25 protein-coding genes are annotated in these 26545 nt (G+C 38.1%); 9 read left to right on the forward strand and 16 right to left on the reverse strand.

What is annotated here, in order from left to right:
- The first annotated feature begins 1 nt into the window (after position 1).
- A complete protein-coding gene (gene feoB / locus LGQ90_RS11065; protein ID WP_229341093.1) occupies positions 2-2104 on the forward strand; it encodes a ferrous iron transport protein B in 2103 nt (700 codons plus the stop codon).
- 33 nt (positions 2105-2137) lie between these two features.
- Positions 2138-2284: a FeoB-associated Cys-rich membrane protein gene (locus LGQ90_RS11070; RefSeq protein WP_229341094.1), complete on the forward strand. Its 147-nt coding sequence runs from the start codon at positions 2138-2140 to the stop codon at positions 2282-2284.
- On the opposite strand, the gene LGQ90_RS11075 is transcribed toward LGQ90_RS11070, so the two are convergent.
- Genes LGQ90_RS11075 through LGQ90_RS11085 form a run of 3 tightly spaced genes read right to left on the reverse strand, consistent with a single transcriptional unit; the run spans position 2281 to position 4227 of the window.
- Positions 2281-2697, reverse strand: a complete 417-nt coding sequence (locus LGQ90_RS11075) for a hypothetical protein (RefSeq protein WP_229341095.1) — start codon at positions 2695-2697, stop codon at positions 2281-2283. The genes LGQ90_RS11070 and LGQ90_RS11075 overlap by 4 nt on opposite strands.
- Positions 2698-2747: 50 nt before the next feature.
- Positions 2748-3569, reverse strand: a complete 822-nt coding sequence (locus LGQ90_RS11080) for a ZIP family metal transporter (protein ID WP_229341096.1) — start codon at positions 3567-3569, stop codon at positions 2748-2750.
- 1 nt (position 3570) lies between these two features.
- Complete coding sequence (locus LGQ90_RS11085; RefSeq protein ID WP_229341097.1) at positions 3571-4227, reverse strand: metal-dependent transcriptional regulator; 657 nt, start codon at positions 4225-4227, stop codon at positions 3571-3573.
- 104 nt (positions 4228-4331) lie between these two features.
- Here LGQ90_RS11085 and LGQ90_RS11090 point away from each other — a divergent pair, with 104 nt between their 5' ends.
- Both LGQ90_RS11090 and LGQ90_RS11095 read left to right on the forward strand, forming a co-directional pair.
- The gene (locus tag LGQ90_RS11090) at positions 4332-6689 is read left to right on the forward strand and encodes a TonB-dependent receptor plug domain-containing protein (RefSeq protein WP_229341099.1); all 2358 of its coding nucleotides are present in this window, start codon (positions 4332-4334) and stop codon (positions 6687-6689) included.
- Positions 6690-6700: 11 nt separating this feature from the next.
- Complete coding sequence (locus LGQ90_RS11095) at positions 6701-7168, forward strand: thioredoxin family protein (protein WP_229341100.1); 468 nt, start codon at positions 6701-6703, stop codon at positions 7166-7168.
- 84 nt (positions 7169-7252) lie between these two features.
- On the opposite strand, the gene LGQ90_RS11100 is transcribed toward LGQ90_RS11095, so the two are convergent.
- The gene (locus LGQ90_RS11100; protein ID WP_229341102.1) at positions 7253-7987 is read right to left on the reverse strand and encodes a TerB family tellurite resistance protein; all 735 of its coding nucleotides are present in this window, start codon (positions 7985-7987) and stop codon (positions 7253-7255) included.
- 182 nt (positions 7988-8169) lie between these two features.
- Here LGQ90_RS11100 and LGQ90_RS11105 point away from each other — a divergent pair, with 182 nt between their 5' ends.
- The 3 genes from LGQ90_RS11105 (at position 8170) to LGQ90_RS11115 (ending at position 10094) form a co-directional block, all read left to right on the forward strand.
- Positions 8170-8580 carry a BrxA/BrxB family bacilliredoxin gene (locus LGQ90_RS11105; RefSeq protein ID WP_229341104.1) on the forward strand — a complete coding sequence of 137 codons (411 nt, stop codon included), beginning with the start codon at positions 8170-8172 and terminating at the stop codon, positions 8578-8580.
- A 91-nt stretch (positions 8581-8671) separates the two neighbouring features.
- The gene (locus LGQ90_RS11110) at positions 8672-9403 is read left to right on the forward strand and encodes a lysophospholipid acyltransferase family protein (RefSeq protein ID WP_229341105.1); all 732 of its coding nucleotides are present in this window, start codon (positions 8672-8674) and stop codon (positions 9401-9403) included.
- A 37-nt stretch (positions 9404-9440) separates the two neighbouring features.
- Positions 9441-10094, forward strand: a complete 654-nt coding sequence (locus LGQ90_RS11115) for an HD domain-containing protein (protein WP_229341106.1) — start codon at positions 9441-9443, stop codon at positions 10092-10094.
- A 50-nt stretch (positions 10095-10144) separates the two neighbouring features.
- Here LGQ90_RS11115 and LGQ90_RS11120 read toward each other — a convergent pair whose 3' ends face one another.
- The 12 genes from LGQ90_RS11120 to LGQ90_RS11175 all read right to left on the reverse strand — a co-directional run bounded on the left by LGQ90_RS11120 (position 10145) and on the right by LGQ90_RS11175 (position 24173).
- Positions 10145-12442: an alpha/beta hydrolase family protein gene (locus LGQ90_RS11120; RefSeq protein ID WP_229341107.1), complete on the reverse strand. Its 2298-nt coding sequence runs from the start codon at positions 12440-12442 to the stop codon at positions 10145-10147.
- Between the two features lie 218 nt (positions 12443-12660).
- Positions 12661-13095 (reverse strand): hypothetical protein, encoded by a 435-nt coding sequence (locus LGQ90_RS11125; protein ID WP_229341108.1) that lies wholly within the window; start codon positions 13093-13095, stop codon positions 12661-12663.
- A 210-nt stretch (positions 13096-13305) separates the two neighbouring features.
- Positions 13306-15003 carry an AraC family transcriptional regulator gene (locus LGQ90_RS11130; RefSeq protein ID WP_229341109.1) on the reverse strand — a complete coding sequence of 566 codons (1698 nt, stop codon included), beginning with the start codon at positions 15001-15003 and terminating at the stop codon, positions 13306-13308.
- Between the two features lie 67 nt (positions 15004-15070).
- Positions 15071-15853 (reverse strand): Fpg/Nei family DNA glycosylase, encoded by a 783-nt coding sequence (locus tag LGQ90_RS11135; protein WP_229341110.1) that lies wholly within the window; start codon positions 15851-15853, stop codon positions 15071-15073.
- 50 nt (positions 15854-15903) lie between these two features.
- Positions 15904-16977 carry a PA0069 family radical SAM protein gene (locus LGQ90_RS11140; protein WP_229341111.1) on the reverse strand — a complete coding sequence of 358 codons (1074 nt, stop codon included), beginning with the start codon at positions 16975-16977 and terminating at the stop codon, positions 15904-15906.
- A gap of 136 nt (positions 16978-17113) precedes the next feature.
- Positions 17114-17896 carry an enoyl-CoA hydratase/isomerase family protein gene (locus tag LGQ90_RS11145; RefSeq protein ID WP_229341112.1) on the reverse strand — a complete coding sequence of 261 codons (783 nt, stop codon included), beginning with the start codon at positions 17894-17896 and terminating at the stop codon, positions 17114-17116.
- 6 nt (positions 17897-17902) lie between these two features.
- The gene (locus LGQ90_RS11150) at positions 17903-19357 is read right to left on the reverse strand and encodes a sensor histidine kinase (protein WP_229341113.1); all 1455 of its coding nucleotides are present in this window, start codon (positions 19355-19357) and stop codon (positions 17903-17905) included.
- A gap of 41 nt (positions 19358-19398) precedes the next feature.
- On the reverse strand, positions 19399-19947 hold the full coding sequence (locus tag LGQ90_RS11155; RefSeq protein WP_229341115.1) for a CopD family protein: 549 nt from the start codon (positions 19945-19947) through the stop codon (positions 19399-19401).
- Between the two features lie 155 nt (positions 19948-20102).
- Positions 20103-21443 carry an MATE family efflux transporter gene (locus LGQ90_RS11160; protein WP_229341118.1) on the reverse strand — a complete coding sequence of 447 codons (1341 nt, stop codon included), beginning with the start codon at positions 21441-21443 and terminating at the stop codon, positions 20103-20105.
- Positions 21443-22477 carry a ferrochelatase gene (hemH, locus tag LGQ90_RS11165; protein ID WP_229341119.1) on the reverse strand — a complete coding sequence of 345 codons (1035 nt, stop codon included), beginning with the start codon at positions 22475-22477 and terminating at the stop codon, positions 21443-21445. The genes LGQ90_RS11160 and hemH overlap by 1 nt, the downstream gene beginning before the upstream one ends.
- Before the next feature lie 85 nt (positions 22478-22562).
- Positions 22563-23276, reverse strand: coding sequence for a ThuA domain-containing protein (locus LGQ90_RS11170; RefSeq protein WP_229341120.1), 714 nt, complete (start codon positions 23274-23276; stop codon positions 22563-22565).
- Between the two features lie 6 nt (positions 23277-23282).
- Positions 23283-24173, reverse strand: coding sequence for an AraC family transcriptional regulator (locus LGQ90_RS11175; RefSeq protein WP_229341121.1), 891 nt, complete (start codon positions 24171-24173; stop codon positions 23283-23285).
- 201 nt (positions 24174-24374) lie between these two features.
- Between LGQ90_RS11175 and hemA the strand changes: the two genes are divergently transcribed.
- Complete coding sequence (gene hemA, locus LGQ90_RS11180; RefSeq protein ID WP_229341122.1) at positions 24375-25631, forward strand: glutamyl-tRNA reductase; 1257 nt, start codon at positions 24375-24377, stop codon at positions 25629-25631.
- The gene (hemC, locus tag LGQ90_RS11185; protein WP_229341123.1) at positions 25628-26545 is read left to right on the forward strand and encodes a hydroxymethylbilane synthase; all 918 of its coding nucleotides are present in this window, start codon (positions 25628-25630) and stop codon (positions 26543-26545) included. Before hemA ends, hemC begins: the two co-directional genes overlap by 4 nt.

Here is a 26545-nt window from a genome sequence, read left to right on the forward strand (position 1 = left end):
TATGGGTAAGCAAATTAATGTTGCTTTAATTGGAAACCCCAACACCGGCAAGACTTCTGTATTCAACCAGTTAACAGGGCTTAACCAAAAGGTTGGTAACTATCCTGGTATTACCGTAGAAAAAAAAGAAGGGATCTGTAAACTTCCTCGTGGCTTAAAAGCCCATATTCTTGATCTTCCTGGTACTTACAGCCTAAACGCCTCTTCGTTTGATGAGAATGTGGTTATTGAACTGCTTCTCAATAAAAACGATAAAGATTTTCCTGATGTTGCCGTCGTGGTAAGTGATGTTGAAAATTTAAAACGAAATCTTCTTCTCTTTACACAGATCAAAGACCTTGGGATTCCAACTATCCTGGCTATTAATATGGCAGACAGGATGGATCGCAAAGGAATCACGCTTGATGTAGAGCTTTTGGAAGAACGTCTAAAAACTAAAATTGCCCTTATAAGTGCCCGTAAACGAATGGGGATAGATCACCTAAAGGAACTCATTCTAAACTACCGTCATATTGCCGTGGAACCATGCGTAAATGCATCGGTGATAGACCCGGAATATTTCGGAAATCTGAGAAAAGCATTCCCTAACCAGTCCTTATATAAATTATGGCTGGTTATCACTCAGGATGTAAACTTCGGAAATATCAATAGAAGTGAACTGAAGAACAAAACAGATTTTAGCACGAAATCTATTAGTGACCTAAAACGACTTCAGCAGAAAGAAACCATTTTAAGATATCAATTCATTAATGGCGTACTAAAAGAAACCATGGTAGTTGATAAAAATGCAGCTACCGATCTTAGGTCCCGACTGGATAGAATATTAACTCATAAAGTATGGGGATATTTCATTTTCTTCGGAATCTTATTATTGATATTTCAGGCGATCTACAGTTGGTCCAGCTATCCTATGGATATGATAGATACTGCTTTTGCCTCGCTAAGCGAATGGACAAAAGACACCTTTCCATCTGGTGTCTTTACAAATCTTATTTCAGAAGGAATTGTGCCGGGTCTCGGAGGAATTGTAATATTTATTCCGCAGATCGCTTTTCTCTTTCTTTTTATATCTATCCTGGAAGAATCTGGATATATGAGCAGGGTTGTGTTCTTAATGGACAGAATAATGCGCCGCTTTGGTCTAAGCGGAAAAAGCGTGGTGCCACTCGTTTCGGGTACAGCCTGCGCAATCCCGGCGGTAATGGCAACCCGGAATATTGAAAATTGGAAAGAACGCTTAATTACCATTCTAGTGGTTCCGTTCACCACCTGTTCGGCCAGATTACCGGTTTATCTTATCATTATAGCCCTTGTAATTCCAGATCGAACTTTCTTAGGGCTTAATTTACAAGGGATCACCCTTATGATCCTTTATTTACTCGGGTTTGGAATGGCAATATTTTCAGCCTGGATCCTTAACAAGATCATGAAGACAAAATCAAAAAGTTATTTTGTCATCGAAATGCCTAACTACAAGCTGCCTATGCTTAAGAACGTGGCTATTAATGTAGTTGAAAAGACCAAATCTTTCGTATTTGGCGCGGGTAAGATCATCCTCGCTATATCTGTTATCTTATGGGTTCTGGCGAGTTATGGCCCTGGAGAGAATTTTAATAATGCTGAAGAAATAGTTTCTTCAAAATATGATTCAGAAAGTACGATCACCCAAAGCGAGCTAGATGAAGAGATCGCTTCTTTTAAACTGAAAAATTCATATATCGGCATCATGGGCCGAGGAATTGAGCCGGCAGTAGCCCCGTTGGGATATGACTGGAAAATAGGAATTGCCATCATTAGTTCTTTTGCTGCCCGGGAAGTGTTTGTAGGTACACTGGCAACCATTTATAGTGTTGGTAGCGATGAAGAAGAAACAATTAAGAACAGAATGGCCGCAGAAACTAATCCTGTGCTGGGAGGACCATTATTTACCTTTGCAAGCGGAGTGAGCTTATTATTATTCTACGCATTTGCATTACAATGTATGAGTACCCTGGCTATAGTTAAACGGGAGACTAATACCTGGAAATGGCCATTATTACAATTGATCATTATGAGCGGCTTCGCATATGTAGTGGCCCTCATAGCTTTTCAGGTATTGAAATAGTAAGGAATAGAAATCTAAACGACTTAAAAGAACATGGAACTTTTACAGGAAATACTGGTCTTTATCACTTTTATAATCGCATTAGGTTATATCATCACGAAGTTCGTGTGGAAACCTGCATTTTTAGGTGGTAAAAAGAAAGAAGGATCCTGTGGTGTTTCAGATTGTGGATGTGATTAATCTGTGCTCACTCTTTCAGAAATTTTTAAACTGAGGCTATATTCTTCCGAAGAAATCTTTTCATTTATCTCAGGATAAGGATATACAACCAAAGTTTTAATAATAAGATCTTTCACATTGAAAAATTCTTCTATTGAAATATTAGATCCGGTTATTATTTTATCTCCTTTAAATTTTCCCTGTTCATAAAACTCAATTAATATCTTAACCTCACCAGCCCAGACGCAAGTAACTCCCTTTGGACATCTGGAATCTGAAATTACTTTTTTGAATTTAATAGACTTATCATCTAATTGCATGATATCTCCAATACAAAGCGTGGCATCCTGCATGTTATAATTCGAAGGCTCAGAATCCTGAGCCAGGATGAATACTGATTGAAACAAGGCAAGAAAGAATATGCAGATTTTCATAGGAATCTTTATTATAAAGACGATTCAAATAGAAAATCGTTGCAAATACGCTACGCAAGTCCCACATCCAGGGTCATCATGATCATAAAACCACCGATGAATCCCATAGTGGAAATATCTGTATAATTGCCCTGCTGGGCTTCGGGCACCACTTCTTCCACCACTACAAAGATCATCGCTCCCGCAGCGAAACATAAAGCATAGGGCAGAATTGGCTCAAAAGTCAAGACCGCCCAGGCTCCAAGGACCGCTGCAATAGGCTCTACAATTGCCGACATTTGCCCGTAATTAAAACTTTTCCAACGGCTTAGTCCCTGTCTACGTAAAGGCATAGCCACAGCGAAGCCTTCCGGAAAGTTCTGCAATCCAATACCTATAGCAAGTGCTACGGCTCCTCCAATACTGGCTCCTTCAAAACCTGCTGCAACCCCACCAAATAACACTCCTACTGCAAGTCCTTCAGGAATATTATGCAGGGTAATGGCCAGGGTTAATAATACCGATTTATGCCAGGGAGTTTTGATACCCTCAGATTCGCTCATTTTAAAATTTACATGTAAATGTGGAAGAATCTTATCGAGGCCGAATATAAAAAGGGCTCCAAGACCAAATCCAACAACCGCCGGGACCACTTTTTCAAAACCTTCACCAGGACTCATTTCTATTCCGGGTGCGAGTAAACTCCAGAAACTGGCAGCTACCATTACACCCCCGGTAAATCCAAGCATACCGTCAAAAAAAGCACGGTTCATCCCTTTGAAAAGAAAAACTAAAGATGCTCCTAAGGCGGTAAGACCCCAGGTAAATAAAGTTGCAATAAAAGCTGCATAAACAGGATCAAGTGACTCAAAATAGCCAAGTATATAGTCCATTCTAAATTGTTTTTATAAAAAGGTTAGTTGATATCTGGTTCGATATCCTTAATTCATTTCCGTCCATTTTAATCAGCATAGACTGATCAAAATCTTCCTTTTCTACTATTTCTATTTCCTTACCTAGTGAAATCCTGTTCTTATCAAGATATTGGAGAAATTCTACAGAAGAATCTTTTACGCCCACACAAATACCGGTTTCGCCTTTTTCTAGATCAGACAGGAGTACGCGGTTTGCCACACTAAAGTTTCCTTTTGAATCAGGGATGGGATCACCATGCGGATCCCTTTTGGGATATTCCAGAAATTTATCCAGTTCATTGGTAAGCTTTTCAGACTTGATATGTTCCAGTTGTTCGGCTACTTCATGAACTTCGTCCCAGTTAAATCCTAGCTTTTCCACAAGAAAAACCTCCCAGAGTCTGTGTTTTCTAATCACCTCTATGGCCGCATTTTTTCCTGCTTCACTGAGTTTAACGCCCTGGTATTTTTTATAATTGACAAGATCTTTATCTGAAAGTCGCTTAACCATATCGGTTACGGAAGATGCCTTGGTTTGCATCTCCTCTGCAAGAGCATTTGTACTCACCCCGGTCTTATAGGCTGTTTCCAGATGAAAAATAGCTTTTAAATAGTTTTCTTCAGATAAGCTGAACATGAATAAATTTTTATTTCGTCCAAAAATACATTTTTTAATTTGATAAATCAATTTTTTAGATAAGGCTAAATTATTTTTATACCTTTGCTTAAAATTAAAATTGGATGAAGATTTTAATGCTGGTCATTTTTACTCTGTCGTTTTCAGTTGTAGGCGCACAAACTACTACAGTTAAAGGCGTCGTAACTGATGGAGAGAAACCTATAGCCTTTGCGAATATTTCTGTGGCAGGCACAAATCAGGGTACCAGTGCCGATCTGGACGGGAAATTCAGTATCCAGTTTAAGGAAAAGAGCGTGCGTTTAAACATTCAGGCGATAGGTTTTAAAACTCAGCAGATTTCTATAGATCCTGAAGATTATGTAAATAAAGTGCTACTTATTGAGATGCAAGAAGACGCCTTGGGGCTGGATCAGGTAGTGATAAGTGCGACCAGAAACAGAATAAATCTCAAGGATTCCCCGGTGATCGTGAATGTATTGAATTCAAAATTATTTAATGCAACCCAATCAGTTTCGGTAGCTGAAACTTTGAATTTTCAACCAGGAGTACGGGTAGAAACCAATTGCCAGAATTGTGGTTTTACCCAGGTAAGACTTAATGGACTTGATGGGAGTTACACCCAGGTTTTGATCAATAGTCGATCGGTATTTAGTGCTTTGAACAGTGTTTATGGTTTAGAACAGATCCCTACCTCTATTCTTGACCGGGTTGAAGTGGTTCGCAGCGGGGGTTCGGCCTTATTCGGCTCGAATGCCATTGCCGGAACCGTAAATATCATCACAAAAGAACCTGTTTTGAACACCTGGAATATTGCCAGCAACCTTTCATTTATCGATGGTGAAATTCCGGATAGAACCTTAAATTTCGCAGGTTCTGTAGTAACCGAAGATCTGAATAGCGGGGTGACCATATATGGGATGAATCGTGATCGTTCTGCTTATGATGCCAATGGAGATGGATTTACAGAGATCACCGAACTTACCAATAATACCCTTGGTGCAAAGGCATTTTTTAAACCTAACCAAACAAGTAAAATTAGCCTCGACCTTACCGCTCTTAAAGAATATCGAAGAGGTGGCGATCGTTTGGATTTGGCGCCACATTTAACCGATATAACCGAGCAACTGGATCATAATACTTTCATTGGCGGACTTACCTACGACTTTACCAATGCTAAAATAAACAACAACTATTCAGTATATGTCTCGGGACAGCATACAGACAGGAAAAGTTTCTATGGAGGTCTTGGAGGGGGACGAAATGCCCAGGATAGCATTACCGCCTTAAATGCTTACGGAAATACCAAAGATCTCGCGCTATTGGGAGGTTTTCAGTTTACCAGGAATTTCAAAAATAATGATGTACTTACCACCGGGATAGAATTTAATCACAGTAATACCGAAGATGATATCGCAGGTTACCAAAGGTTCATTGATCAGGAAGTTAATTCTTATGCTGTTTTTGGACAATATGAATGGAAACCTTTAGATAAATTCACGGCTCTTTTGGGCGCGAGACTTGATCATATTGATGTTTCAGGAAGTTATGCCGTGGAAAATATTCAAAGAAGTTCTGAAATTGATGAGACCGTTTTAAGCCCAAGATTGACGATACTTTATGATATTAATGAAGAATTACAATTCAGGGGTGGTTATGCCAGGGGATTTAGAGCGCCACAGGCTTTTAATGAAGACCTGCATATTTCGTCGGTTGGCGGGGAACCACAATTTGTAATATTATCTGATGACCTGGAAACAGAATATTCCAACGCCTACACTGCTTCCTTCAATTATTCAAAAAGCATTAATAAATTACAAACAGATTTTCTACTGGAGGGATTCTATACAGAACTTCAAAATCCATTTACCACGGTAAGCACCGGGGCCAGTCTGCCTAACGGTTCAATTCTGAAGGAAGTACGAAATGGTAGAGGAGCTTATGTTACGGGAACCAACTTCGAGATTGGCGTTTCCCCTTCTTCAGAGCTAAGCTTTCAGATGGGTGGAACTTATCAGCAGTCCATCTATAAAGAAGACCAGGTTTTATATGAAGCTGATCCGACCTCTGTTACTGAGGAAAATATTATTATCACTGAATTTGTAAGGAATCCAGATTTTTACGGCTATTTGAATATCAACACCTCTCCTTTTGATGGTTTTAGTGTAGATCTAACCGGGACTTATACCGGTAAAATGACGATCCCGAAAGTGGTCAATTCCAACGGGTTTTTAGACCTAAGGGAATCTCCCACTTTCTGGGATATGAATTTGAAGCTGGAACAGCATATAGATATTACAGAGAATTTTCATATCAATCTAAGTACGGGTGTTCAGAATGTGTTCAATGCTTATCAGGATGATTTTGACTCCGGCCCTACACGGGATTCAGATTACATCTATGGACCATCCCGACCCCGTACTTTTTTCTTCGGAATCAAATTTGGCAATCTTCATAACTAATTCCGAAAAGCATGAAAAAACTGATCTTACTATTAATAATTTTTTGTTTTCATTCTATTAATGCTCAGAAGAACGAGATAGAATGGATAAGCTTTGAAGTTCTGGACGATACTCTAAAAAAAGAAACCAAACCCGTGCTTATTTATTTTTATACTGATTGGTGCGTCTATTGTAAAAAAATGGATAGAAATGCTTTTAAGGATCCGGAAATTATCTCATCTCTAAACCAAAACTTTTATGCGGTAAAGATGAATGCAGAAAGTACCGCAGAAATAGAATTTGAAGGGCAAATTTTTGTGAATGAACAGGCTAAAACAAAGCGGAATGGGATTCATCAAATTGCAATGTTACTGGCAGGCAGGCAGAATAAACCTGTTACATTTCCAGTGATTATGGTGTTAGATAAAGAATTCAGGGTAAAGATTAAAAGCCACGAATACCTTACCACCGACCAAATGAAAACGTTGATAAAAGGCTAATACCAGATCAATCTTTTGATCACAGGTTTTTTCATAATTAGCCTTGGTTGGAAGGCCTCCCGATAATTACCGGAAGGCTGTTTTTTATATACCGCGTTCTTTCTGGATCTGCTCGTAGGCCTCCTGAACTTTGGTGAATTTTTCCTGTGCTCCTTTTCTATAGGCTTCGTCCATGTGGCCTAATTTATCGGGATGGTATTTTTTGGCCATTTTTCTATAGGCTTTCTTTACCTCAGCATCACTGGCAGATTTGTCAATTTCCAGGATCGTATAGGCTGAATCTGTATTCTTGAAGAACATCGCTTTGATACTTTCAAAATCTCTTCTGCCAATTTGGAGATATCCGGCAATATCATTTATTACTTCAGCTTCAGCTTCACTAACCCGTCCGTCTGCCTGGGCAATTCCGAATAAAAAATGTATGATTTGAAGCCGGGTAGGATATTTGGTTCTGGCTGCTAAATACCTGGCGATAATAGAAGCAGAGACCTGCCGGTTCTTTACTACTTCATTAAAAGTTCTAAAAGTAGCATTGGCGCGCTCTTTTCCGTAGGCCTGGATAAAATAAGCTCTTACGTAATCCAGCTCCTTCTGCGAGACATTCCCATCTGCTTTGATCACTATCGAGCTAAGAGATAAAAGATTTAATTCAAAATCGCCCGGAGAAACGCTCTGTTTTTGCTCCCCGAACACTGATTTAAACATCCCTCCCGAGGAGCGGATATAATTATCCAGCAAAGAACCTATTATAAATCCAAGAATAGCACCGGGAAACCTGAAGTACATATATCCCAGAACTGCGGCAAGCCATTTGATCATCGGGCAATTTTCTTTAGCCGCAAAGATAACATTTTCAATATTTAATTAGTAATCTAAGCCTATCTCTTCTTGACATCTGTTATAAATTGAACCTATTAGCACATAGTAATTTGAGATATGCAGGCTTAACTTAATTTGGTATCTTTGTTGCTCACTAAAGTTTAATAAAAAAGATAACATATATGTATCCAGCAGATTTAGTAAAACCAATGAGAGAAGATCTTACCAATATTGGTTTTCAAGAATTACATACTGTAGAAGATGTGGAAAAGGCAATGGAGCTAAAGGGGACTACTTTGGTAGTAGTAAACTCAGTTTGTGGTTGTGCTGCCGCCAATGCCCGTCCGGGAGCCAGAATGTCTCTACAGAATACTAAAAAACCAGATAACCTTGTAACTGTTTTTGCAGGGGTAGATAAAGAAGCTACTGATAAAGCTAGAGATATGATGGTACCTTTCCCTCCATCTTCTCCCTCTATGGCTTTATTCAAAGACGGCGAATTGGTTCATATGCTGGAGCGCCACCATATTGAAGGACGCCCTGCAGATATGATCGCAGAAAACCTTATTGGAGCTTATAACGAATTTTGCTAATCTTTATAAGATAGTAGATAAAACCACGCTTGATGCGTGGTTTTTTTATGCGCTTAAGTTGAAATAGTTATTTTTGTACTTTTAAATTAAGATGAAAAGATTTTTCTCCTATCCCTTATCGGTCATATTCTATATTTTCTTTTTTCTTAATCTGCTGATATTCCATCCCATTCAATGGCTCTGCCTGAAACTAGGCGGATACGAAACCCACAAAAAGAGTGTGGATATTTTCAATTTTTTCCTGATGCGTTGCCTGAATATTTTAGGAACTACCTTTAGCATCGAGAACGATTTCAATATCCCTATAAATAAAACCTGCATTTTTGTAGCTAACCACCAGGGAATGTATGACATCCCTCCTATTATCTGGCATTTTAGAAAACACCATCCAAAATTTGTAAGCAAAAAAGAACTGGGGCATGGGATCCCCAGCATTTCATTTAACCTGAGACATGGGGGTTCAGTTTTGATAGACCGTAAAAACCGACGGGAATCATTATTAAAAATGAGCAAGTTTGGAGATTATCTGAAAGAAACCAAAAGATCAGCCGTAATTTTCCCTGAAGGTACCCGAAGCCGAACGGGCGCTCCTAAAGAATTTAGAAAGAATGGCTTGATGATATTATTCAAGAAATTGCCAAATGCCCTGGTAGTTCCCATCACCATCAACAACTCCTGGAAACTTTTTAAACACGGGAATTTTCCCATAGACCTTGGGGTAAATGTTCGTTTAAAGATTCATGAACCTATAGAAATAAGAACCCAGGATCCGGAAGCTTTGGCTGCCCAGGTAGAGAGAACTATACTTGCAGATATAAAATAAACCCTCCCCAGTTTTAAACCTTGGAAGTTTAACCGCTATGAAAGATTCGAATTTAATAGAAAACACCATACTTTTTGTAAAAGATAGTCTTGAAGGTGCTGAAGGTGGTCATGACTGGTTTCATATTGAACGGGTTTTGAATAACTCCAGATTGATAGCAAAAGGGGAAAAAGCAGATCTTCAGATCGTGGAACTGGGAGCCTTACTACACGACATTGCCGACTCAAAATTTCATAATGGTGATGAATCTGTAGGTCCAAGAATAGCTTCAGATTTTTTACAAAGTCAGAATGTTTCAGAGGATACCATTAACAACGTGGTGAAGATCATTCAGAATATCTCTTTTAAGGGCGGCAATACAGATCAGGAATTCACTTCTGCGGAATTGGATATAGTACAGGATGCAGACAGGCTGGACGCACTGGGCGCTATTGGCATCGCCAGGACATTCAACTACGGTGGCTTTAAAGGCAGAGCTCTTTATGATCCCGAAATTGAACCCAATTTGAATATGACCAAAGAGGAATATAAAGCTTCTAATGCGCCAACGATCAATCATTTTTATGAAAAATTATTATTGCTGAAAGATAGAATGAATACTGAAACCGGCAGACAAATTGCTGCAGAGCGGCATCTTTTTATGGAAAGTTTTTTGAAGCAATTCTATGCGGAATGGAATGGAGAAAAATAAAAAGACCCCTACAAATTGTAGCGGTCTTTTAGTTTCAATTTATCTTAATCCTATCCCTTTAAAGGTGTCGCTTTTTTATCCTTAAGATGCTCTGCAAAAAAGCCCATCATTGCTTTATAAAGATCTAATCGGTTTTCTTCCTTAGCGAACCCGTGGCCTTCATCATATTTTACCATATAAGGTACTTCCACTCCACGTTCTCTTAAGCTTTTTACGATCTGGTCTGCTTCATCAATATTCACTCGCGGATCATTAGCCCCCTGAACCACAAAAAGCGGATTTTTAATTTTATCTACATGTAATGCTGGAGAGATCTCGTCCATTATTTTCTTCTCTTCTGCAACTTCAGGATTATACCATATCTTATATAACATATCCCTGTATTTTTCCCAATATGGTGGTATAGTTGACATAAAAGTGTTCAGGTTGCTTACTCCCACATAATCTACACCACAAGCATATTTTTCAGGAGTTTTGGTCATCCCTCGAAGTACAGCATATCCTCCATGACTAGCACCGTAAATAGCTACTTTATCCTTATCTACCCATCCCTGATCTATCACAAAATCAACTCCATCTTCTACATCATCCATTGCCTTGCGCCCAATCTCTCCGAAGCCAGCTTTCAGAAATTCTTTACCATATCCACCAGACACTCTAAAATTAACATGCAAGGTTGCATAACCACGACTTGCAAAAAGCTGTGCTTCGGGATTAAATCCCCAGTTATCACGAATTCCCTGTGGCCCTCCATGCGGATTCACAATCAGCGGCAATTTCTGTCCCTCTTTATAATCTGCAGGAAGCGTGATATAACCATGAAGAGTGAAGCCATCACGACTTTTGAAAGTGATCGGCTTCATAGAGGCCATATCTTTAGCTTTTAAATGCGGCAGAAGCGTATAAAGCAGTGTAATCTTGTCTTTCTCTACGTCATACAGATAATACTCGCCAACAATTTTATCACTGGTTACACGAACCATATATTGCGATTCATCATCTGTTCTACCAACTGTGAAAAATTGTTTTTCACCAAATTCCTCTTTTAAGCGGGCATACACTTTTTTATAGGTTTCACTCACTGGAACAACTACCATCTTTTCACCGGAATAGCTGAAATAGTCGATCTCATAATCACGTTTTCTTGAAAGTGTTATTCCCGATACATCGAACGTGTCATTGCTATAAACTGTCTTTATCTTCTTATTCTCTTTTAAGTCATAATGCTGAATTTCAATTTTATCACCATCCAGGTTTGAAACTACATAAGCGTCATCGGGATTTTCAGTATTTGGGTTAAAAGAAGAGATACCAAAGGAGTCTCCAAACTCAGCAAGTTTCACTCTGCGGAATTCTCCATCAACTTTATATTGAACTTCAGTATTTACTCCATCTACAACCTTAGTTATGGCTCGCAGGTTTCCTTTTCTGTCAAAATTATAGCCTGCCACAGGAGCATCTCCTTCTTCAACGGTATACAACTTTGTTACCTCTCCCGTATTAATATTCAATCTGTACGGTTCTTCCTGTTGAGGATTATCCCTGTTCATTTGTACGATCACATGCTCTTCATCCTCTTTTAAAGCAGCAATAATGTTTACTCTCACTCCCTCAAATGGAGTAAGGTCCTTATCATTTTCACCATCAACATCTACCCCGAAAACATGGTAATTTTCATCTCCTCCTTTATCCTGAAGGTATAAAATACGGTCTTTGCTTGCCCAGTAAAACCCACGAATCAAATCTTCACCCTGGGCTTTCAGTAAACTTTCTTTTTGCGTTGCAGTCTCTTTTAAATATAAATCCCGTTCCCCAGATTGTCTACGCTTCATGTAAGCGATATACTTTCCATCTGGAGATAACTGAAATGAGTATGCTTCGGGAGTTTTAAAATAATCTTCTACTGAATATTTGTAATCACCGGTTTCCAGTGCCGCAAGTTTATCCAATTCGGCTTCAGTTGACGGTAGTTGAGTGTTTCCTGGCTGTTTTTTCACAGTTCTATTTAAGTTTAGCGGAAATTCCTGGCCCGCTTGTTTGTAAGTTCCTTCTATAGTTTCACCCTTTAATATACCAGAATACGTCATGCGCATTTTAGCAGAATTAATGGTTACCCTATTATCCTGCAAACTTACCGAATCAAGTTTGATTCCCGAAGCACCCTGTGCCGGAACATCTAAAGTTGCTTCGTAACCTTCTTCCGCAGAAGAAATATTGAAGATCAATTCCATTTGAGTGCCCTGTACTTCAAGGTTCCCGCTATAAGATCCTTTTAATTCCTGAGCCTGTATCGCCACTCCAAAAAGAAGAGAGGCTAGTATGATCGTATATTTTATAAGTGTAGTCATCATTTTAAGTTTAAAATAGTAGTTTGATTATTAGAAAAAGGCTTATGCCGAATATAACGCCAATGGCAAACTTTATGAGTTTAATATTTTTTGAAGTCCTTGTTTTCATAGATGAAATTGTGAATGAAAATATTCCAATAAGTACATGTAGATTAAAACCAGAATGGCCACAGCAGAGATATACATTTTCTTTTTTGAAATTTTCATGATAACTAATTTTAGATTTTCTCTGATTCCAGAATGCAACCTTCCCTGAATTTCACGGTTTGAGATTGTTCAGAATTTTTGAAATGAAAGGAAATCAGGTCCATGGAGTTATAGTTCTCGATTTCTTTTTGAAGAATATTATTTAGCCGTATTGCTTCGGTTTCCACCGAATTAGAAAATATACAATTTTCAAGTACGAAGCCTGCCTGAGAATTACTAAACCCATCTTCCATGCTGAATTGAATACCCACAGCATTTACATCAGAGTTTACAATTTCGCAATTGCAGTTTTGCTGAAGTTTAGTTTCAATGGAATTTACCAGTTTATTATTTGCCGAAACTCCCTGTCCAACTCCATATCCAAAAGTGAGTCCTATTGAACCTGCAATTACCATAATGAAAATTAACTTTATTGGTTTTTTTACTTTTCTGTTTTTTGCTTTCATAATAAAATTTTTAGTGATTGATTTCTGAAATCAAATCTGCAACACAAAACTCCATATAAAAAGAAAAGACTCCCCAGTTTTAGAAAAATGGGGAACATAAAATCGCTGTAAAGCGTTGATAATATTAGAATTGAATCAAATAATACGAGCGAAGAAAAGTGAAAATTCGGCCAAGCCTATTTTTATAAATTTAGGGTTAGAAAGGCTATTTTAGCCAATATTCTTTATCTCCTTGATATAAAAAGAAGGGTTCAAACCGGTATTAAGTTTAAAATATTTGGTGAAGGAATCGGCACTTTTATAACCCACTTCTTCAGCGATGGATTGGATGGAATAAGAACGAAAGATCACATCATTCTTTAACCTAACGATTGCATAATTAATGCGAAGATCGTTGATATAGGAATTGAAGTTTTTACCAAAATGTGAATTGATCACTTTCGAGAGATACGAAGTATTTGTATTTATTTTCCTGGCGACATTATAAGAATTACATTCCTGTTTGAGAAAATATTCTTTTTGCTCCAGTTTTTTGAGACCCTCTAAAATTTGCTGTTTTGTCTCTTCAGGAACATCAGTACTGCTCTTTTCTTCTAATACTTCATCTTTTGTATTAGTGATTTTATCTAATTCATTAGTGGATTCAATTTTGAGCATCAAAGCTTCAAATTTTTCCTCGTTCTTTTTTTTATTTCTATAAAAACGAAGTAGTACCACCAGCAGTAGAAGAATTATAAGAGAAGCTCCTAAAAATAGATAATTAAGATAGGTTTGTTTCAGATTTTTTTCCTCCTTAATTGCCGCCAACTCATTTTTGAAATCCTCTACTTCTTGCTGTTTTAATGATTGGTTTACTGTATCCCTAATTTTACCAAACTGCGCTACTGTGTTTATATACTTTTCAAGATAAAAATTAGACTTCTCTATATCACCAGTATGTTTATAGGCTTTTGCCAGTAGTTTATAGTGATCTACCATAAAACCTTCTTCATCTTTCTTAACCTGATAAATTTCAAGTGCTTCCTGAAGGAATATTTGAGCTTTTTTAAATTGTTTTTTTGCAAGATATAACTCTCCAAAATTCCCATAAAATACCAGGCTATCTAATTTTGACAGAGGCCTACAAAGAACTATAGCTCTTTTCAGATTATTCTCGGCAGATGAAAGCTTATTTATCATGATCTCGATTTCTGCTTTTTTTCTGAGGAATTGTTGCTTTTGGCATGTGTCCTTAGCTTTTTCAACCAATTGCAAGGCTTTATCCATATAAAATATAGCAGAATCCTTTTGGTTTTTCGCTTTATAGGATAGGGAGAGATAATAAAAGTTCGTGGCCTTTACATTCTCCAAATAGGTTGCATCAAAACCAGAATTCTTGAGGATTTCAAGACCTCTTTTATGAAGACTAAGGGCTTCATTTGGATCACCAATTGTCGATCTGATGTATCCTATTTTAAGCAATAATTTATGCTGGTACTTTTTATCATTTGTTTCTTCAGAAAGTTTAAGAGCTTCACTATAATTCTCTATAGCTTTCCCCCAAATCCCCTGATAAAAATACGCCTGGCCAATTTGAAATAAAGAATGAATACTTTGTGATTTCAATTCATGCTTCGAAGCAAAACTCATGAATGATTTGAGTGAATCCTGAGCTGTATCAAAATTTCGACTCCATATTGAACCTTCGATAAACAAACTTTTGGCTATCAATTGCTGCTCAAGATTGTTATCATTTATAGCTTTTTTTCGATAATAATCGATTAGCTCAAAATTGATTTTCTCTTTTTCAAAGCCGCCTATTAAAGTTTTAAGCTCCTCATAAGTTTTAGTCTCTAACGAATCTTTTTGTGCAGTAAGATTGAAAGTAATGAAAATGTAAAGAAGAAAAGTTAGTTTGAAAAATCTCATAGAGTACTACAATCAGACAGATTTTGAAGACGGCTAAATATACCGAATTAAAAAATAAAGCCGCAGTCTATTTTATCTCCTGACAATCCGGACAAAAATAGGTGCTTCTCCCTCCTACTTTTATCATTTCAATCTTTCCCTTGCCATTCGGACAGTCTTCCCCTTCAGTTCTATGATTTCTCAAATAATCTTCCGGAATAGGAATTCCTTCGGTTTTACTTTTGGTAACTGTATCCAGAATAGCAACCATTTTTTTGAACATGGTGGAAAAATCGTTCTTATTAAGATTTTCAGATTTCGACTTGGGGTGAATCCCGCTTTGGTAAAGCATTTCGTCTACATATAAATTTCCCAGTCCGGCGATAAAAGACTGATCCATTAAAGCTGTTTTCACACTGCCTCTTTTGCCATCAAATAACTTCTGAAAGTCCTCTTTATTAATTTCGGTAGCATGTGGCCCTAAATTCTGTTTTTTACGAAAGGCTTCTATACTATCGGTTAGAAAAAGTTTTCCAAATTTTCTAGGACAAATGAAAGAAAGTTTGGACCCGCTTTCAAAGCTTAAGGTCAATTGTGCATGTTTATGAACTTCATCATGATTGAAAAAATCCAATTTTCCGGTCATGCCGAAATGTATAACCAGGAACCCAGATTTCTTCAATTCCAGCAACAGGTATTTTCCTATCTGCGCGGTCGACACAAATTCATTCCCTTTCAATATATCTTCAAACTCCTTCTTTGGCGATTGAAATATTTTATCTGCTCCCGTTTCTACTTTGACAATTTTCTGATGAAGACTGGTTGAATCTACATATATCTTTTGATAGGCTACTTCAGGAAGTTCTGGCATACGTTTTTGTTTTGAATTTACTGAAAATTCAGAGTTTCTGAATTTGGTTTCTAAAAAAGCTTCATCTGCCCGTCTTTGAACTCTTGATGCAGTTTACAATTAAGTTTAGGTTTTTCACGGTCTTTTAAATAAAGTTTTCTGGCAATTCTAAATTGCTGTGCTACCTGGTTGGCAAATTCCCCTTCGCCTTTCATTCTCGTGCCAAACCTGCTGTCATTCAAGCTTCCGCCGTGTATATTCTCAATTTGGTGCAACACCTTATCTGCCCTGTCCGGCATTGCTTTTCTGATCCAGTCTGAAAAAATCTGTCCAATTGCCCCATTCAGTCGAACAATGGTATATCCAACTCCAAATGCTCCCCGTTCTGAAATTTCCTTTACCAGAGGCATTATTTCGTGACAATTTATCGAGGGAATAATTGGGGCCATCATCACTCCAACCGGAATATTTGCGGCCGACAGTTTTTCTACCGTTTCCAGTCTTTTTTTTATGGAGGCGGTCCTAGGTTCCAGGGCCCTGCGAGTCTCTTCTTTAAGAGAAGTTATGGATAGACTAACAGATATAAGATTCTCTTGTGCCAGCTCTCTTAAAATATCAATATCTCTTTGGATCAGACTGTTTTTTGTGATCATGCCCACCGGGTGCCTGTATTTCAGAAAAGTTTGTAATAAACTTCTGGTGATCTTCAATTTCTTTTCAATGGGCTGATAACAATCGGTATTTCCAGAAAGAACAATGGGTTTAGCTTCCCAGCTTTTACTTTTCAATTTCTTTTCCAGCAGCTCCACGGCATTCCGCTTTACCAGTATTTTTTGTTCAAAATCCAGGCCTGCGCTATATCCCCAGTATTCATGGGAATTCCGGGCGTAGCAATAGATGCAGCCATGCTCACAACCCTGATAGGGGTTTAAGGAACATTCCATTCCAACATCAGGGCTTACCACTTTATTGATGATAGTTTTCGGAAAAGTTTCAATAATAGTAGTTTTAGATTCTCTCGATTCATCCCCTTCCGCAGCACAATAATTGAGAAAATCATCTCTCATTTCATGACTATGCTCATGAAATCTATTGGATGCATTCAATTGCGCTCCTCTTCCCTTTATAAACTCATCTGATGACATTTCACAAAAATATGGAAATTTTCCAAATAAAAGGATTTTTTCCTAAAATATGAAAAGTAAAAAGGTCATACGTAATCAAACGTATGACCTTTAATCTCTATTCAGTTAGGCGCTTCTTTCGCCACTGCATATTATATTATTTACCCGGAAACTCAGCCTTTCTTTTATTCAGGAATGCAGAAGTTCCCTCATCAAAATCATCAGTCCCAAAAGAACGTCCAAATCCTGAAATCTCTACCTCAAAGCCGTTTACACCATCTTCGTAGTTTGCATTGATCGCTTTAATCGCTTCGGAAATAGCTACCATAGAATTTTTCATGATCTTACCGGCCATTTTTTCGGTAAATTCTTTCAGCTCATCCACCTCAACCACATGATTTACCAGGTTATACTGTAATGCCTGGTTGGCATCTATCATTCCGGCGGTCATGATCATCTCCATCGCGCGCCCTTTTCCCACTAATTGCGGCAAACGCTGTGTACCTCCATAACCAGGAATAACACCCAGGGATACTTCCGGAAGACCCATTTTTGCATTATCACTGGCAATCCTAAAATGTGCTGCCATAGCCAGTTCAAGGCCTCCACCTAGGGCAAATCCATTTACCGCAGCAATAACTGGTTTTGGGAAATTCGATACATAATTGAACAATTTTTCCTGCCCATCTGCAGCGAGTTTTTTACCTTCTTTTGGAGAATAATCAGCAAATTCGCTAATGTCTGCTCCTGCAACGAAAGCTTTTTCGCCACTTCCGGTAAGAATAATCACTTTTACCTCATCGTTATTTTTAGCCTCTTTAAAGGCCTCATGCAATTCCTGTATAGTTTCACGGTTAAGGGCATTTAATTTCTTTGGCCTGTTTATCGTGATTGTAAGGATATCATTTTCAATCTCTTCTAAAATATTTTGATAGCTCATAAATTTTTATTTTGGAAATCGTACGTTAAATATAGTGCCTTTATTCTGTTTGGAAACAAAATCTATGCTTCCATTATAGGTCTCTACAATATTCTTTACCATGGCTAACCCAAGTCCCATTCCGCTGGATTTTGTGGTAAATTTAGGTTCAAAAACCTTGTCTTTATTCTCTTCAGAAATTCCCGATCCGTTGTCTGAAACCGAAACACAAACCATATTTTCTTGCTCTTCTACCATTACCAGAATATGAGGATCTTCCACATGCTTAAGCGCCTGGGTTGCATTTTTAACTAAATTGGTAACCACCCTTATCAATTGAGTTCTGTCAAATTTAGCCAGGATCTCTTCTTTCTCCGATTTAAATTCTATATACCTTTCATTAAAAATATCCAGTGCCAGTTTCACAATTTTAGGAACATTCAAAGTTTCATTTTGTTGTGCCGGCATTTTGGCAAAATTTGAAAATGCTGAAGCAATAGAGCTCATCGTATCAATCTGGTTGATAAGCGTATTAGTATATTCCTCAACCTTTAACTCAATATCCGGGTCGTTCTTATCAAAATTACGCTGAAAACTTTGCACACTTAATCTCATAGGCGTCAAAGGATTCTTGATCTCGTGGGCAACCTGCTTCGCCATCTCCCTCCATGCCTGCTCACGCTCTCCTGTAGCAAGTTTCACCGCGCTTTCCTCTAATTCATCGATCATACTGTTATACGCAGAAACAAGGGCGTAGATCTCTTCGGTAGCATTAGACAGTTCTATCTTTTGATTTCTCTTATCCAGTCTTGTTTGATTGATCTTTTCTGAAATGATCTTAAGGGATTTAGTGATATATTTTGAAAGGAAAAATGACAGGATGATGGCAATAAGGAGCATAAAAAGATAAACCTCAGCCATTCTTACCAGAAAGTTATTCAGATCCCGATTAAGCAGACTATCATCCTGAAGGTACGGCAGGTATAATATAGCCAGTGGTTTGAATTTATTATCGGTAATATAAGAATAGGAAGACTGGTATTTCTGGCCATTGATCTCGGTCTTTTTCAGGTATCTCTTATCTGAAGTTGAATCCAGTTTTTTAAGAATCCCGCTCTGGATCTTAACTTCGGTAGTATCCTTAAAGAAGGATTCGTCAGATTTTATAATGAGATTTCCCTCCAGGCTGTAAATATGGATCTGCATTTCATGAACCTCCGCCATTTCATCGATCTTATCACGTTCATTAAAGATAAGTTCAAGGTTTTCTGTATCTACCACATAGGTGGTACTGGCCAGAACGAATTTGATATTTTCAAGGATTGCTTTCTGCTTTCGCTCGAGTCGCTCTTTGTGATAATTTTCAGCTTCCTGCTTATATTGATAGACCGTAACTCCAAATATTAGAATTGATGCACCCAGCACCAACAATATCATGGAGATAAAAATACGGGTTCGTAAGGATAATTTAAGCACTTTCATATAAGCTAGCTTGCCTCAAGGATTACAATTATCGCACCATTTCAGGCATTGGGATTCTTTGTCCTTATTCTTTTATATATTTTTATTCCCAGCATCAAGATGATCGCCAGTAGAAATATTCCTATTACGCCATAGATCCAGTTAATTGCGTCCCTTACGATCACAAGAAAAATCACCGAAAACAGGATAAGAGTTGAGCCCTCATTCCAGATTCTCATTTGATTAGAACTCCATTTTACAACATCATTCTGAAGTTGCTTAAAGATCAAATGACATTTGATATGATAGGCATATAGTAATACTACAAAAACAAGTTTTACATGCATCCAGGGTTGTTGTAACCATTCCGGGATCATAAAAAGCAGGACAACAGCAAAAATACTTGCCAGAATTGCAGAAGGCCAGGTAATAATAAACCACAGCCTTTTGGTCATAAGCTTTAATTGCTTCAAAAGAATAAATCGGTCTGGCTCTTCTTTTTGATCTGCTTCAATTTGATAAACGAAAAGTCTGGGGATATAAAATAAGCCTGCAAACCAGGTGATCACAAAGATAAGATGCAGCGCTTTTATATAGTTATAGTATTCCATCAGGCTTTTTTAGGAATAATTTTAAACGAATTAGAAGCTAAGATAACATGGAAAAAGTTTCGTGCAATAAAAGGCTGAGGTAGATTTCTAATCATACAGTTTTTGGTTAGCAAAGTTTTAAAGATAAGGATTTAAAGGAATTTGAAACCGAAGGCTTACTTAAGTGTTTTTGTGATCTCTCTATTCAGAAAATACGCCGTTATAATGGTACTAAGAACATCGGCAATGGGAAATGAGATCCAGACGCCAAGTTCTCCATAATAAACAGGTAAAATCAATATCAACGGAATAAAAATAAAACCCTGGCGTGATAAAGTGAGTAAAAAAGCAGGAACTGCTTTCCCGATTGCCTGAAAATAAGCTGCTCCAATCAGCTGAACCGCTATTATGGGAATTGCTGCAAATACCCAGCGCATCGCAGAGGGGGTTTGTTCAATTATCGAAGTTTCTTGTGTAAAGATCTTTACCAGGCTGGGAGCAAAAAACATAATTCCGAGGAATATCAACAATCCCATAATACTGGCATAAAGAATAGCGGTATTGATACTTTTTCGAACTCTGGAATATTTCTGGGCGCCGTAATTGAAACCTGCAATTGGCAAAAATCCCTGAGTAACCCCTAAAACCGGGAATAAGGCAAACATCAGCATTCGTGCAATGATCGCATAAACTGTTACCGAATCTTCCCCGCCAAGATCAAATAATATGTTGTTCATTAAAAGATAGGTGACACTAACCACAGCCTGCCTGGCGAGCGTAACGATACCCAGGGAAGACATTTCCTTTAAAATGGGAAAATCCAGTCTGAAGTGGGCAGTGCTGATCTTTAATTCAGAATTTTTAGATAGAAAGAACCAGATAATATAACCCAGGCAGAATAGATAGGATGCCGAGGTAGCCAGGGCCGCTCCTTCCATTCCCATATCCAGCCTGTAAATAAGAATATAATCTAAAATTAGGTTGGCTACAGAAGGAATTATCATTGCGGTCATGGCGAACCGTGGTTTCCCTTCCGCTCTAATCACATTATTTCCCATCATGGCCAGAGCAAGAAACGGGACCCCGCAAAGCACAATGATATAATAGATCCTGGCCGGGTCAAATATTTCCCCTTTTCCTCCGAAGGCAGGAATTAAATCATCAACGAAAATGAGTCCGGGAATTACCAGCCCTATGGCCAGCAAAATGGTAAGGCTTATTTGATTTCCGAAGGTTTTTAACGCCTTGGGCTGATCATCTGCCCCAAGAGCCCTGGAAATTATGGAGGAACCTCCAATCCCAATTGCCATCCCCAAAGCAGCTATAAAGAATGAAACCGGAAGCACCACATTAATAGCCGCAATAGCTATGGGTCCTATCCAGTTCCCTACAAAAATAGTATCTACAAGTATATTGAGGGACATTACCAGTATCCCTACCGAAGCAGGAAGCGCTTGTTGAATGAGCAGCTTCCCAATGGGTTTCTCACCCAGATCTTTGGAATTTCTACGAGACATTAAGCTTCTACAGGCTTTTGGTGAGCCCATTCATCAATCCAGCGGGAAAGTACCTTTACCCAATCTTCCCTGTCATTTAAACAAGGTACTACCGTAAATTTTTCGCCTCCAACCTCATGAAATATCTCTTCTCCTTCCATCGCAATTTCTTCAAGCGTTTCAAGACAGTCTGAAACAAAGGCGGGGGTTACAATAGCCAGTTTCTTCATTCCCTGCTTTCCAAATCTTTCGATAGTTCTGTCAGTATACGGTTTTAACCATGGATCGAAACCTAGCCTGGACTGGAAGGAAACACTGAAGGTGTTCTGTTTCAATTCTAAATATTCCGCGACTAATCTTGTAGTTTCATAACATTGATGGCGGTAACAAAACTGATGAGCAGTAGAAGCCGACTGGCAGCAAGATCCATCAATTTTACAATGAGAATTCGTGACATCGCTTTTCCTGATATGTCTTTCCGGCACTCCGTGATAAGAAAATAAAATATGCTCATACTCCTTATCTTTTAAGGATTCAGCAATACTATTTCCGAGCGTTCTTATATAATCTGAATGATTATAAAAAGGCGGTACCGTGGTAAAACTCATTTCAGGAAAAAATTCTTTCCTGAGTTTCTCTGCCAGCACGAGAATAGTTTCTGTAGTTGCCATGGCGAACTGAGGATATAATGGGAAAAGTAAAACCTCATCTACTCCCTGATCATGCAATTCCTGCATTCCCTGTTTAATACTCGGCGTACCATAGCGCATGGCCAGTGAAATTGGCACAGAAGTTTGCTCGTCTATTTTTGCTTGCAATCTTTCGGAAAGCACGATCAAGGGTGAACCTTCTTCCCACCAGATCTTTTGGTATGCTTCAGCAGATTTCTTTGGCCTGGTATTAAGAACGATTCCTTTAACTAATAAAGTTCGAGCCCAGTATGGAACATCGATCACCCGTTCGTCCATCAAAAATTCACCAAGATATCTTTTTACATCCTTTGGGTCGGTACTATCGGGAGATCCCAGGTTGACCAGCAGTACACCTTTACTCATAATTTTTCTTTTTCAGCTCAAAAATAGCATTCTGTATAATTCTACTCACTGTTTTTCTATCGGAGTTTTCTATGATCACATAATATTAGTTGGATAAAGCAAATTGAATACACTTGCTAAGATGTTGCAGAAAGTCAGGCTCAGAATAAGATTCTGTAGTATGGCCTCCACCGGTATAGATGGAAATTCCACCTCCTCGATAATTGTGATACCAGGCAATAGGATGAAAATCGCCATTTTCACCTCCTTTGTAGGTACTCTCATCTAAGGTCATTAGCACGTTTAAACCTTTGCCGATTTCCTTATAATTATACCACTCATCGGTTCTTTTCCAGGTATCATCCCGCAAATGATCCAGCGTCATATGTTGTGGCATCTTCACGTTAATTACAGCTTCCTGAATTTCTGGATGTCCATTAAAATATGCTCCTACCAGATCTCCATACCATGGCCAGGTTAATTCAGTATCAGCGGCAGCATGAATTCCGAAGAAATTTCCGCCATTATCCATATAAGACTGGAAGGCTGTCTGTTCTTCCCTATTCAAAATATCGCCGGTTGTATTTAAAAATATGACGAGATCTATCTCCTTCATATCATTTTCAATAAAAAATCTACTATCCTGGCTTGTGATGGTCTTTAAATTAATTTCATTTCCGATTCTTTGTATGGCCTGAATCCCATTTTCAATAGAATTATGTCTGAATCCTTCGGTTTCAGAGAATATAAGAACCTGCTTTTCCTGGGCCTGAAGCTTTAAACTGAAAATTAATAGAAGGGCGTAGATTGTAAAACGCATAGCTAATTAATTTATAGAGAGAGTATACTTTTTGGGTGTAGTTCCGAATTTTTTCTTGAAACCGGCTATAAAATGGCTGGCCGTACTATAGCCTACTTTCAATCCCACTTCATTAACATTATATTCCCCAGTTTCTAAAAGCTTACGGGCATATTCCATCTTATAATCAAAGAGGAAACTATACACCGAATCTCCATAGATCTGTTTAAAACCTTCTTTTAATTTCTTCAGGCTTAAACCAATTTCATCTGAAAGTTCCTGAAGGGAAGGTGGTTCTGCCATACTTGCAATCACTATATCCTTGGCCCTTCTTATCTTTTTAATATTTTCTTCATCACTTAAAAAGGGACATTGCTCCAGATCTGGATTTTCAGCTTTATTAAAATAGAGGCTTAATAATTCAAATGCCTTAGCTTTAAAATAGAGATTTTTAATACTGGGCGTTAGGCTAAAATTCATCAACTGATTTAAGACGATAGCCATAGAAGGAGAAACCGGCGCATCCTTATAATATTTTTTATCCTTATTATCTGCACTTAAAAATGTGATATAATCTGCTTCCTGGGAAAAAAGTGCATGAAACTTCTTGATAGAAATCACCAGTGATATTAACCAGGATTCAGATTCCATAGAAACATTTAAAGGCAGATCCTGTTGTGGATTATAAAGCAACAATGAATTTTCTTCCTGAAGAGGTAATTCATAATTCCCATTATTAAAAAGGAATTTACTGTTCCCTTTTACATTAAAGTGGAATTGAATAAAACTATTGTCTATATCCCTGGACATTAACCTGGTATCTGCCGTATCATTCTGAAACTTAAGAATAAAAAAACCATCTTCGATCTTAATCTCTTCAGAGATACTTACAGCGTTATTTTTTAAGTGATCTTCCATAGGGCAGATTTTCTATTTATTTAGAATCAATCTAAACTAATAGCTTCAAACAAGCTATCATTACTACAAAAGTATTGTATTTTAGGCTTTTTGGTCTTAATTTAATGATAATTATCATCTATCGACACATTTAGTGCTTCCAGCGTTATTTTTTAATTTAGGCTTATCTTATTTTTGCTGCCGTATTGCCTAAACAGATACATGGAGGATTATCACATTTCTAGAGGAAAGCACTTTTACACCATAGGTTTAAGTTACAAAAAGGCCGATGCTGAGATTAGAGGACATTTTAGCCTCACTGAAGAATCTAAGCAAAGACTTCTTGAACAGGCTAAAGACGAAGGTATTGATGGTATTTTAGTGACTTCTACATGTAACCGAACCGAAATTTACGGTTTCGCACAACACCCATTTCAACTTATCAAATTACTTTGCGAACACACTCACGGTACCGTAGAAGAATTTGAAAAAGTAGCTTATGTTTACAAGAACAAGCAGGCAATCTCTCATATTTTCAGGGTTGGGACAGGACTTGACAGCCAGATCCTCGGAGATTTTGAAATAATTAGTCAGCTTAAAATTGCATTTGTAAGGTCTAAGAAACTAGGCCTGGTAAATGCATTTTTAGAACGTCTTGTAAATGCCGTAATTCAGGCCAGTAAGCGAATTAAGAATGAAACCGAGATCTCCAGCGGGGCAACTTCAGTTTCATTTGCATCTGTTCAATACATCCTTAAGCATATAGAAAGTGTTTCAGAAAAGAAAATTTTGCTTTTTGGAACCGGGAAAATTGGAAGAAATACCTGCGAAAATCTGGTGAAACATACCAGGAACAATCATATCACTCTTATAAACCGAACCAAGGACAAGGCGGAAAAGATCGCTGGAAAGTTCAACCTTATTGTGAAGGATTATGCCGATCTACAGGCCGAGATAAGAAATTCAGATATTTTAATTGTCGCTACAGGTGCCCAGAATCCAACAATTTCTAAAGAGCTAATCTATCCAAAAAGAGAGCTTTTGGTGCTGGATCTTTCTATACCTAAAAACGTTTCAGACGATGTGCAGGAACTGGAAAATGTGAAATTGATCCATTTAGACCATCTTTCTCAAATGACCGATGAAACCCTGGAAAGAAGGAAGCAGTTTATTCCGCAGGCAAAAGAGATCATTACCGAAGTTGAAAATGACTTCAACCAATGGTTGGAAACCAGAAAATTCGCACCTACCATCAAAGCTTTAAAGAAAAAGCTAAAAACGATGAAAGATGATGAACTGAATTTTCAACGTAAAAAAATAACCGATTTCAATGATGAACAGGCAGAGATCGTAAGTAACAGGATCATTCAAAAGATCATGAAACATTTCGCCAATCATCTAAAAGAAGACACTGAAACTACAGATGAAAGCCTGGAACTTATCCAAAAGGTCTTTCAATTAGAAGAAATCACAAAATGAGCAAAGTAATTAGAATTGGTACGCGAGACAGCGAATTAGCGCTATGGCAAGCCAAAACCGTTCAAAATGCTCTTGAAAAAACAGGTCATAAGTCAGAACTGGTTCCCGTAAAATCTACCGGGGATCTAAACCTGGATCAGCCATTATACGAAATGGGAATTACCGGAATATTCACTAAAACCCTTGATGTCGCTATGATAAAAGGAGAGGTGGATATTGCAGTTCATTCCATGAAAGACGTCCCTACTTCCCTTCCCAAAGGAATTGTGGAAGCTGCCGTAATGAAAAGAGCCAGCAACAAAGATATTCTTGTGCATAAAGGAGTGGATTTTCTTGAAGCTGAAGAAGGAACGATCGCCACGGGAAGTCTTAGGAGAAAAGCCCAGTGGCTTCACAAATACCCAACACATAAAGTAGTAGATCTTCGCGGCAATGTAAATACGCGAATGCAAAAACTCAATGATAATTCCTGGAACGGAGCGATTTTCGCTGCCGCCGGACTAGAGAGAATCGAGATTAAACCTGACAATTTTATAGACCTCAACTGGATGATCCCCGCTCCCGCCCAGGGTGCCATGCTTATCGTGGCTATGGAAAATGACACGTATTGCCGAGAGGCTTTAAGCTTATTAAACCATCAGGAATCCCAGGTTTGTGTCCATATTGAACGTGAATTTCTAAAAGTGCTGGAAGGTGGGTGTACAGCACCCATTGGGGCCCTTGCCAAAAAAGTAAATGAACACATTCATTTTCACGGAGCTTTATTCAGTCTGGACGGGAAGAAGAAAATTGAAGTAGAAAGAGCCCTTCCAATTGATGAGGTTGAAAATATGGGGAAAGAGTGTGCTCTAGAAATTCTGAATAACGGCGGGAAGGAATTGATGACCAGAATTAAATCAGTTTTAAATAATTGA

Source organism: Christiangramia sediminis (genome assembly GCF_020552705.1).
GTDB lineage: Bacteria > Bacteroidota > Bacteroidia > Flavobacteriales > Flavobacteriaceae > Christiangramia > Christiangramia sediminis.

Excerpts from the sequence above, each read along its gene's own strand:
- hemA (WP_229341122.1), top strand. The coding sequence starts at position 24,375 with ATGGAGGATTATCACATTTCTAGAGGAAAGCACTTTTACACCATAGGT.
- LGQ90_RS11125 (WP_229341108.1), bottom strand. The coding sequence starts at position 13,095 with ATGAAAGCAAAAAACAGAAAAGTAAAAAAACCAATAAAGTTAATTTTC.
- LGQ90_RS11120 (WP_229341107.1), bottom strand. The coding sequence starts at position 12,442 with ATGACTACACTTATAAAATATACGATCATACTAGCCTCTCTTCTTTTT.
- LGQ90_RS11090 (WP_229341099.1), top strand. The coding sequence starts at position 4,332 with ATGAAGATTTTAATGCTGGTCATTTTTACTCTGTCGTTTTCAGTTGTA.
- LGQ90_RS11135 (WP_229341110.1), bottom strand. The coding sequence starts at position 15,853 with ATGCCAGAACTTCCTGAAGTAGCCTATCAAAAGATATATGTAGATTCA.
- LGQ90_RS11155 (WP_229341115.1), bottom strand. The coding sequence starts at position 19,947 with ATGGAATACTATAACTATATAAAAGCGCTGCATCTTATCTTTGTGATC.
- hemH (WP_229341119.1), bottom strand. The coding sequence starts at position 22,477 with ATGAGTAAAGGTGTACTGCTGGTCAACCTGGGATCTCCCGATAGTACC.
- LGQ90_RS11100 (WP_229341102.1), bottom strand. The coding sequence starts at position 7,987 with ATGATCAAATGGCTTGCCGCAGTTCTGGGATATATGTACTTCAGGTTT.
- LGQ90_RS11175 (WP_229341121.1), bottom strand. The coding sequence starts at position 24,173 with ATGGAAGATCACTTAAAAAATAACGCTGTAAGTATCTCTGAAGAGATT.
- LGQ90_RS11105 (WP_229341104.1), top strand. The coding sequence starts at position 8,170 with ATGTATCCAGCAGATTTAGTAAAACCAATGAGAGAAGATCTTACCAAT.
- LGQ90_RS11075 (WP_229341095.1), bottom strand. The coding sequence starts at position 2,697 with ATGAAAATCTGCATATTCTTTCTTGCCTTGTTTCAATCAGTATTCATC.
- LGQ90_RS11115 (WP_229341106.1), top strand. The coding sequence starts at position 9,441 with ATGAAAGATTCGAATTTAATAGAAAACACCATACTTTTTGTAAAAGAT.
- LGQ90_RS11110 (WP_229341105.1), top strand. The coding sequence starts at position 8,672 with ATGAAAAGATTTTTCTCCTATCCCTTATCGGTCATATTCTATATTTTC.
- feoB (WP_229341093.1), top strand. The coding sequence starts at position 2 with ATGGGTAAGCAAATTAATGTTGCTTTAATTGGAAACCCCAACACCGGC.
- LGQ90_RS11170 (WP_229341120.1), bottom strand. The coding sequence starts at position 23,276 with ATGCGTTTTACAATCTACGCCCTTCTATTAATTTTCAGTTTAAAGCTT.
- LGQ90_RS11070 (WP_229341094.1), top strand. The coding sequence starts at position 2,138 with ATGGAACTTTTACAGGAAATACTGGTCTTTATCACTTTTATAATCGCA.
- LGQ90_RS11080 (WP_229341096.1), bottom strand. The coding sequence starts at position 3,569 with ATGGACTATATACTTGGCTATTTTGAGTCACTTGATCCTGTTTATGCA.
- hemC (WP_229341123.1), top strand. The coding sequence starts at position 25,628 with ATGAGCAAAGTAATTAGAATTGGTACGCGAGACAGCGAATTAGCGCTA.
- LGQ90_RS11130 (WP_229341109.1), bottom strand. The coding sequence starts at position 15,003 with ATGAGATTTTTCAAACTAACTTTTCTTCTTTACATTTTCATTACTTTC.
- LGQ90_RS11085 (WP_229341097.1), bottom strand. The coding sequence starts at position 4,227 with ATGTTCAGCTTATCTGAAGAAAACTATTTAAAAGCTATTTTTCATCTG.
- LGQ90_RS11145 (WP_229341112.1), bottom strand. The coding sequence starts at position 17,896 with ATGAGCTATCAAAATATTTTAGAAGAGATTGAAAATGATATCCTTACA.
- LGQ90_RS11140 (WP_229341111.1), bottom strand. The coding sequence starts at position 16,977 with ATGTCATCAGATGAGTTTATAAAGGGAAGAGGAGCGCAATTGAATGCA.
- LGQ90_RS11095 (WP_229341100.1), top strand. The coding sequence starts at position 6,701 with ATGAAAAAACTGATCTTACTATTAATAATTTTTTGTTTTCATTCTATT.
- LGQ90_RS11160 (WP_229341118.1), bottom strand. The coding sequence starts at position 21,443 with ATGTCTCGTAGAAATTCCAAAGATCTGGGTGAGAAACCCATTGGGAAG.
- LGQ90_RS11150 (WP_229341113.1), bottom strand. The coding sequence starts at position 19,357 with ATGAAAGTGCTTAAATTATCCTTACGAACCCGTATTTTTATCTCCATG.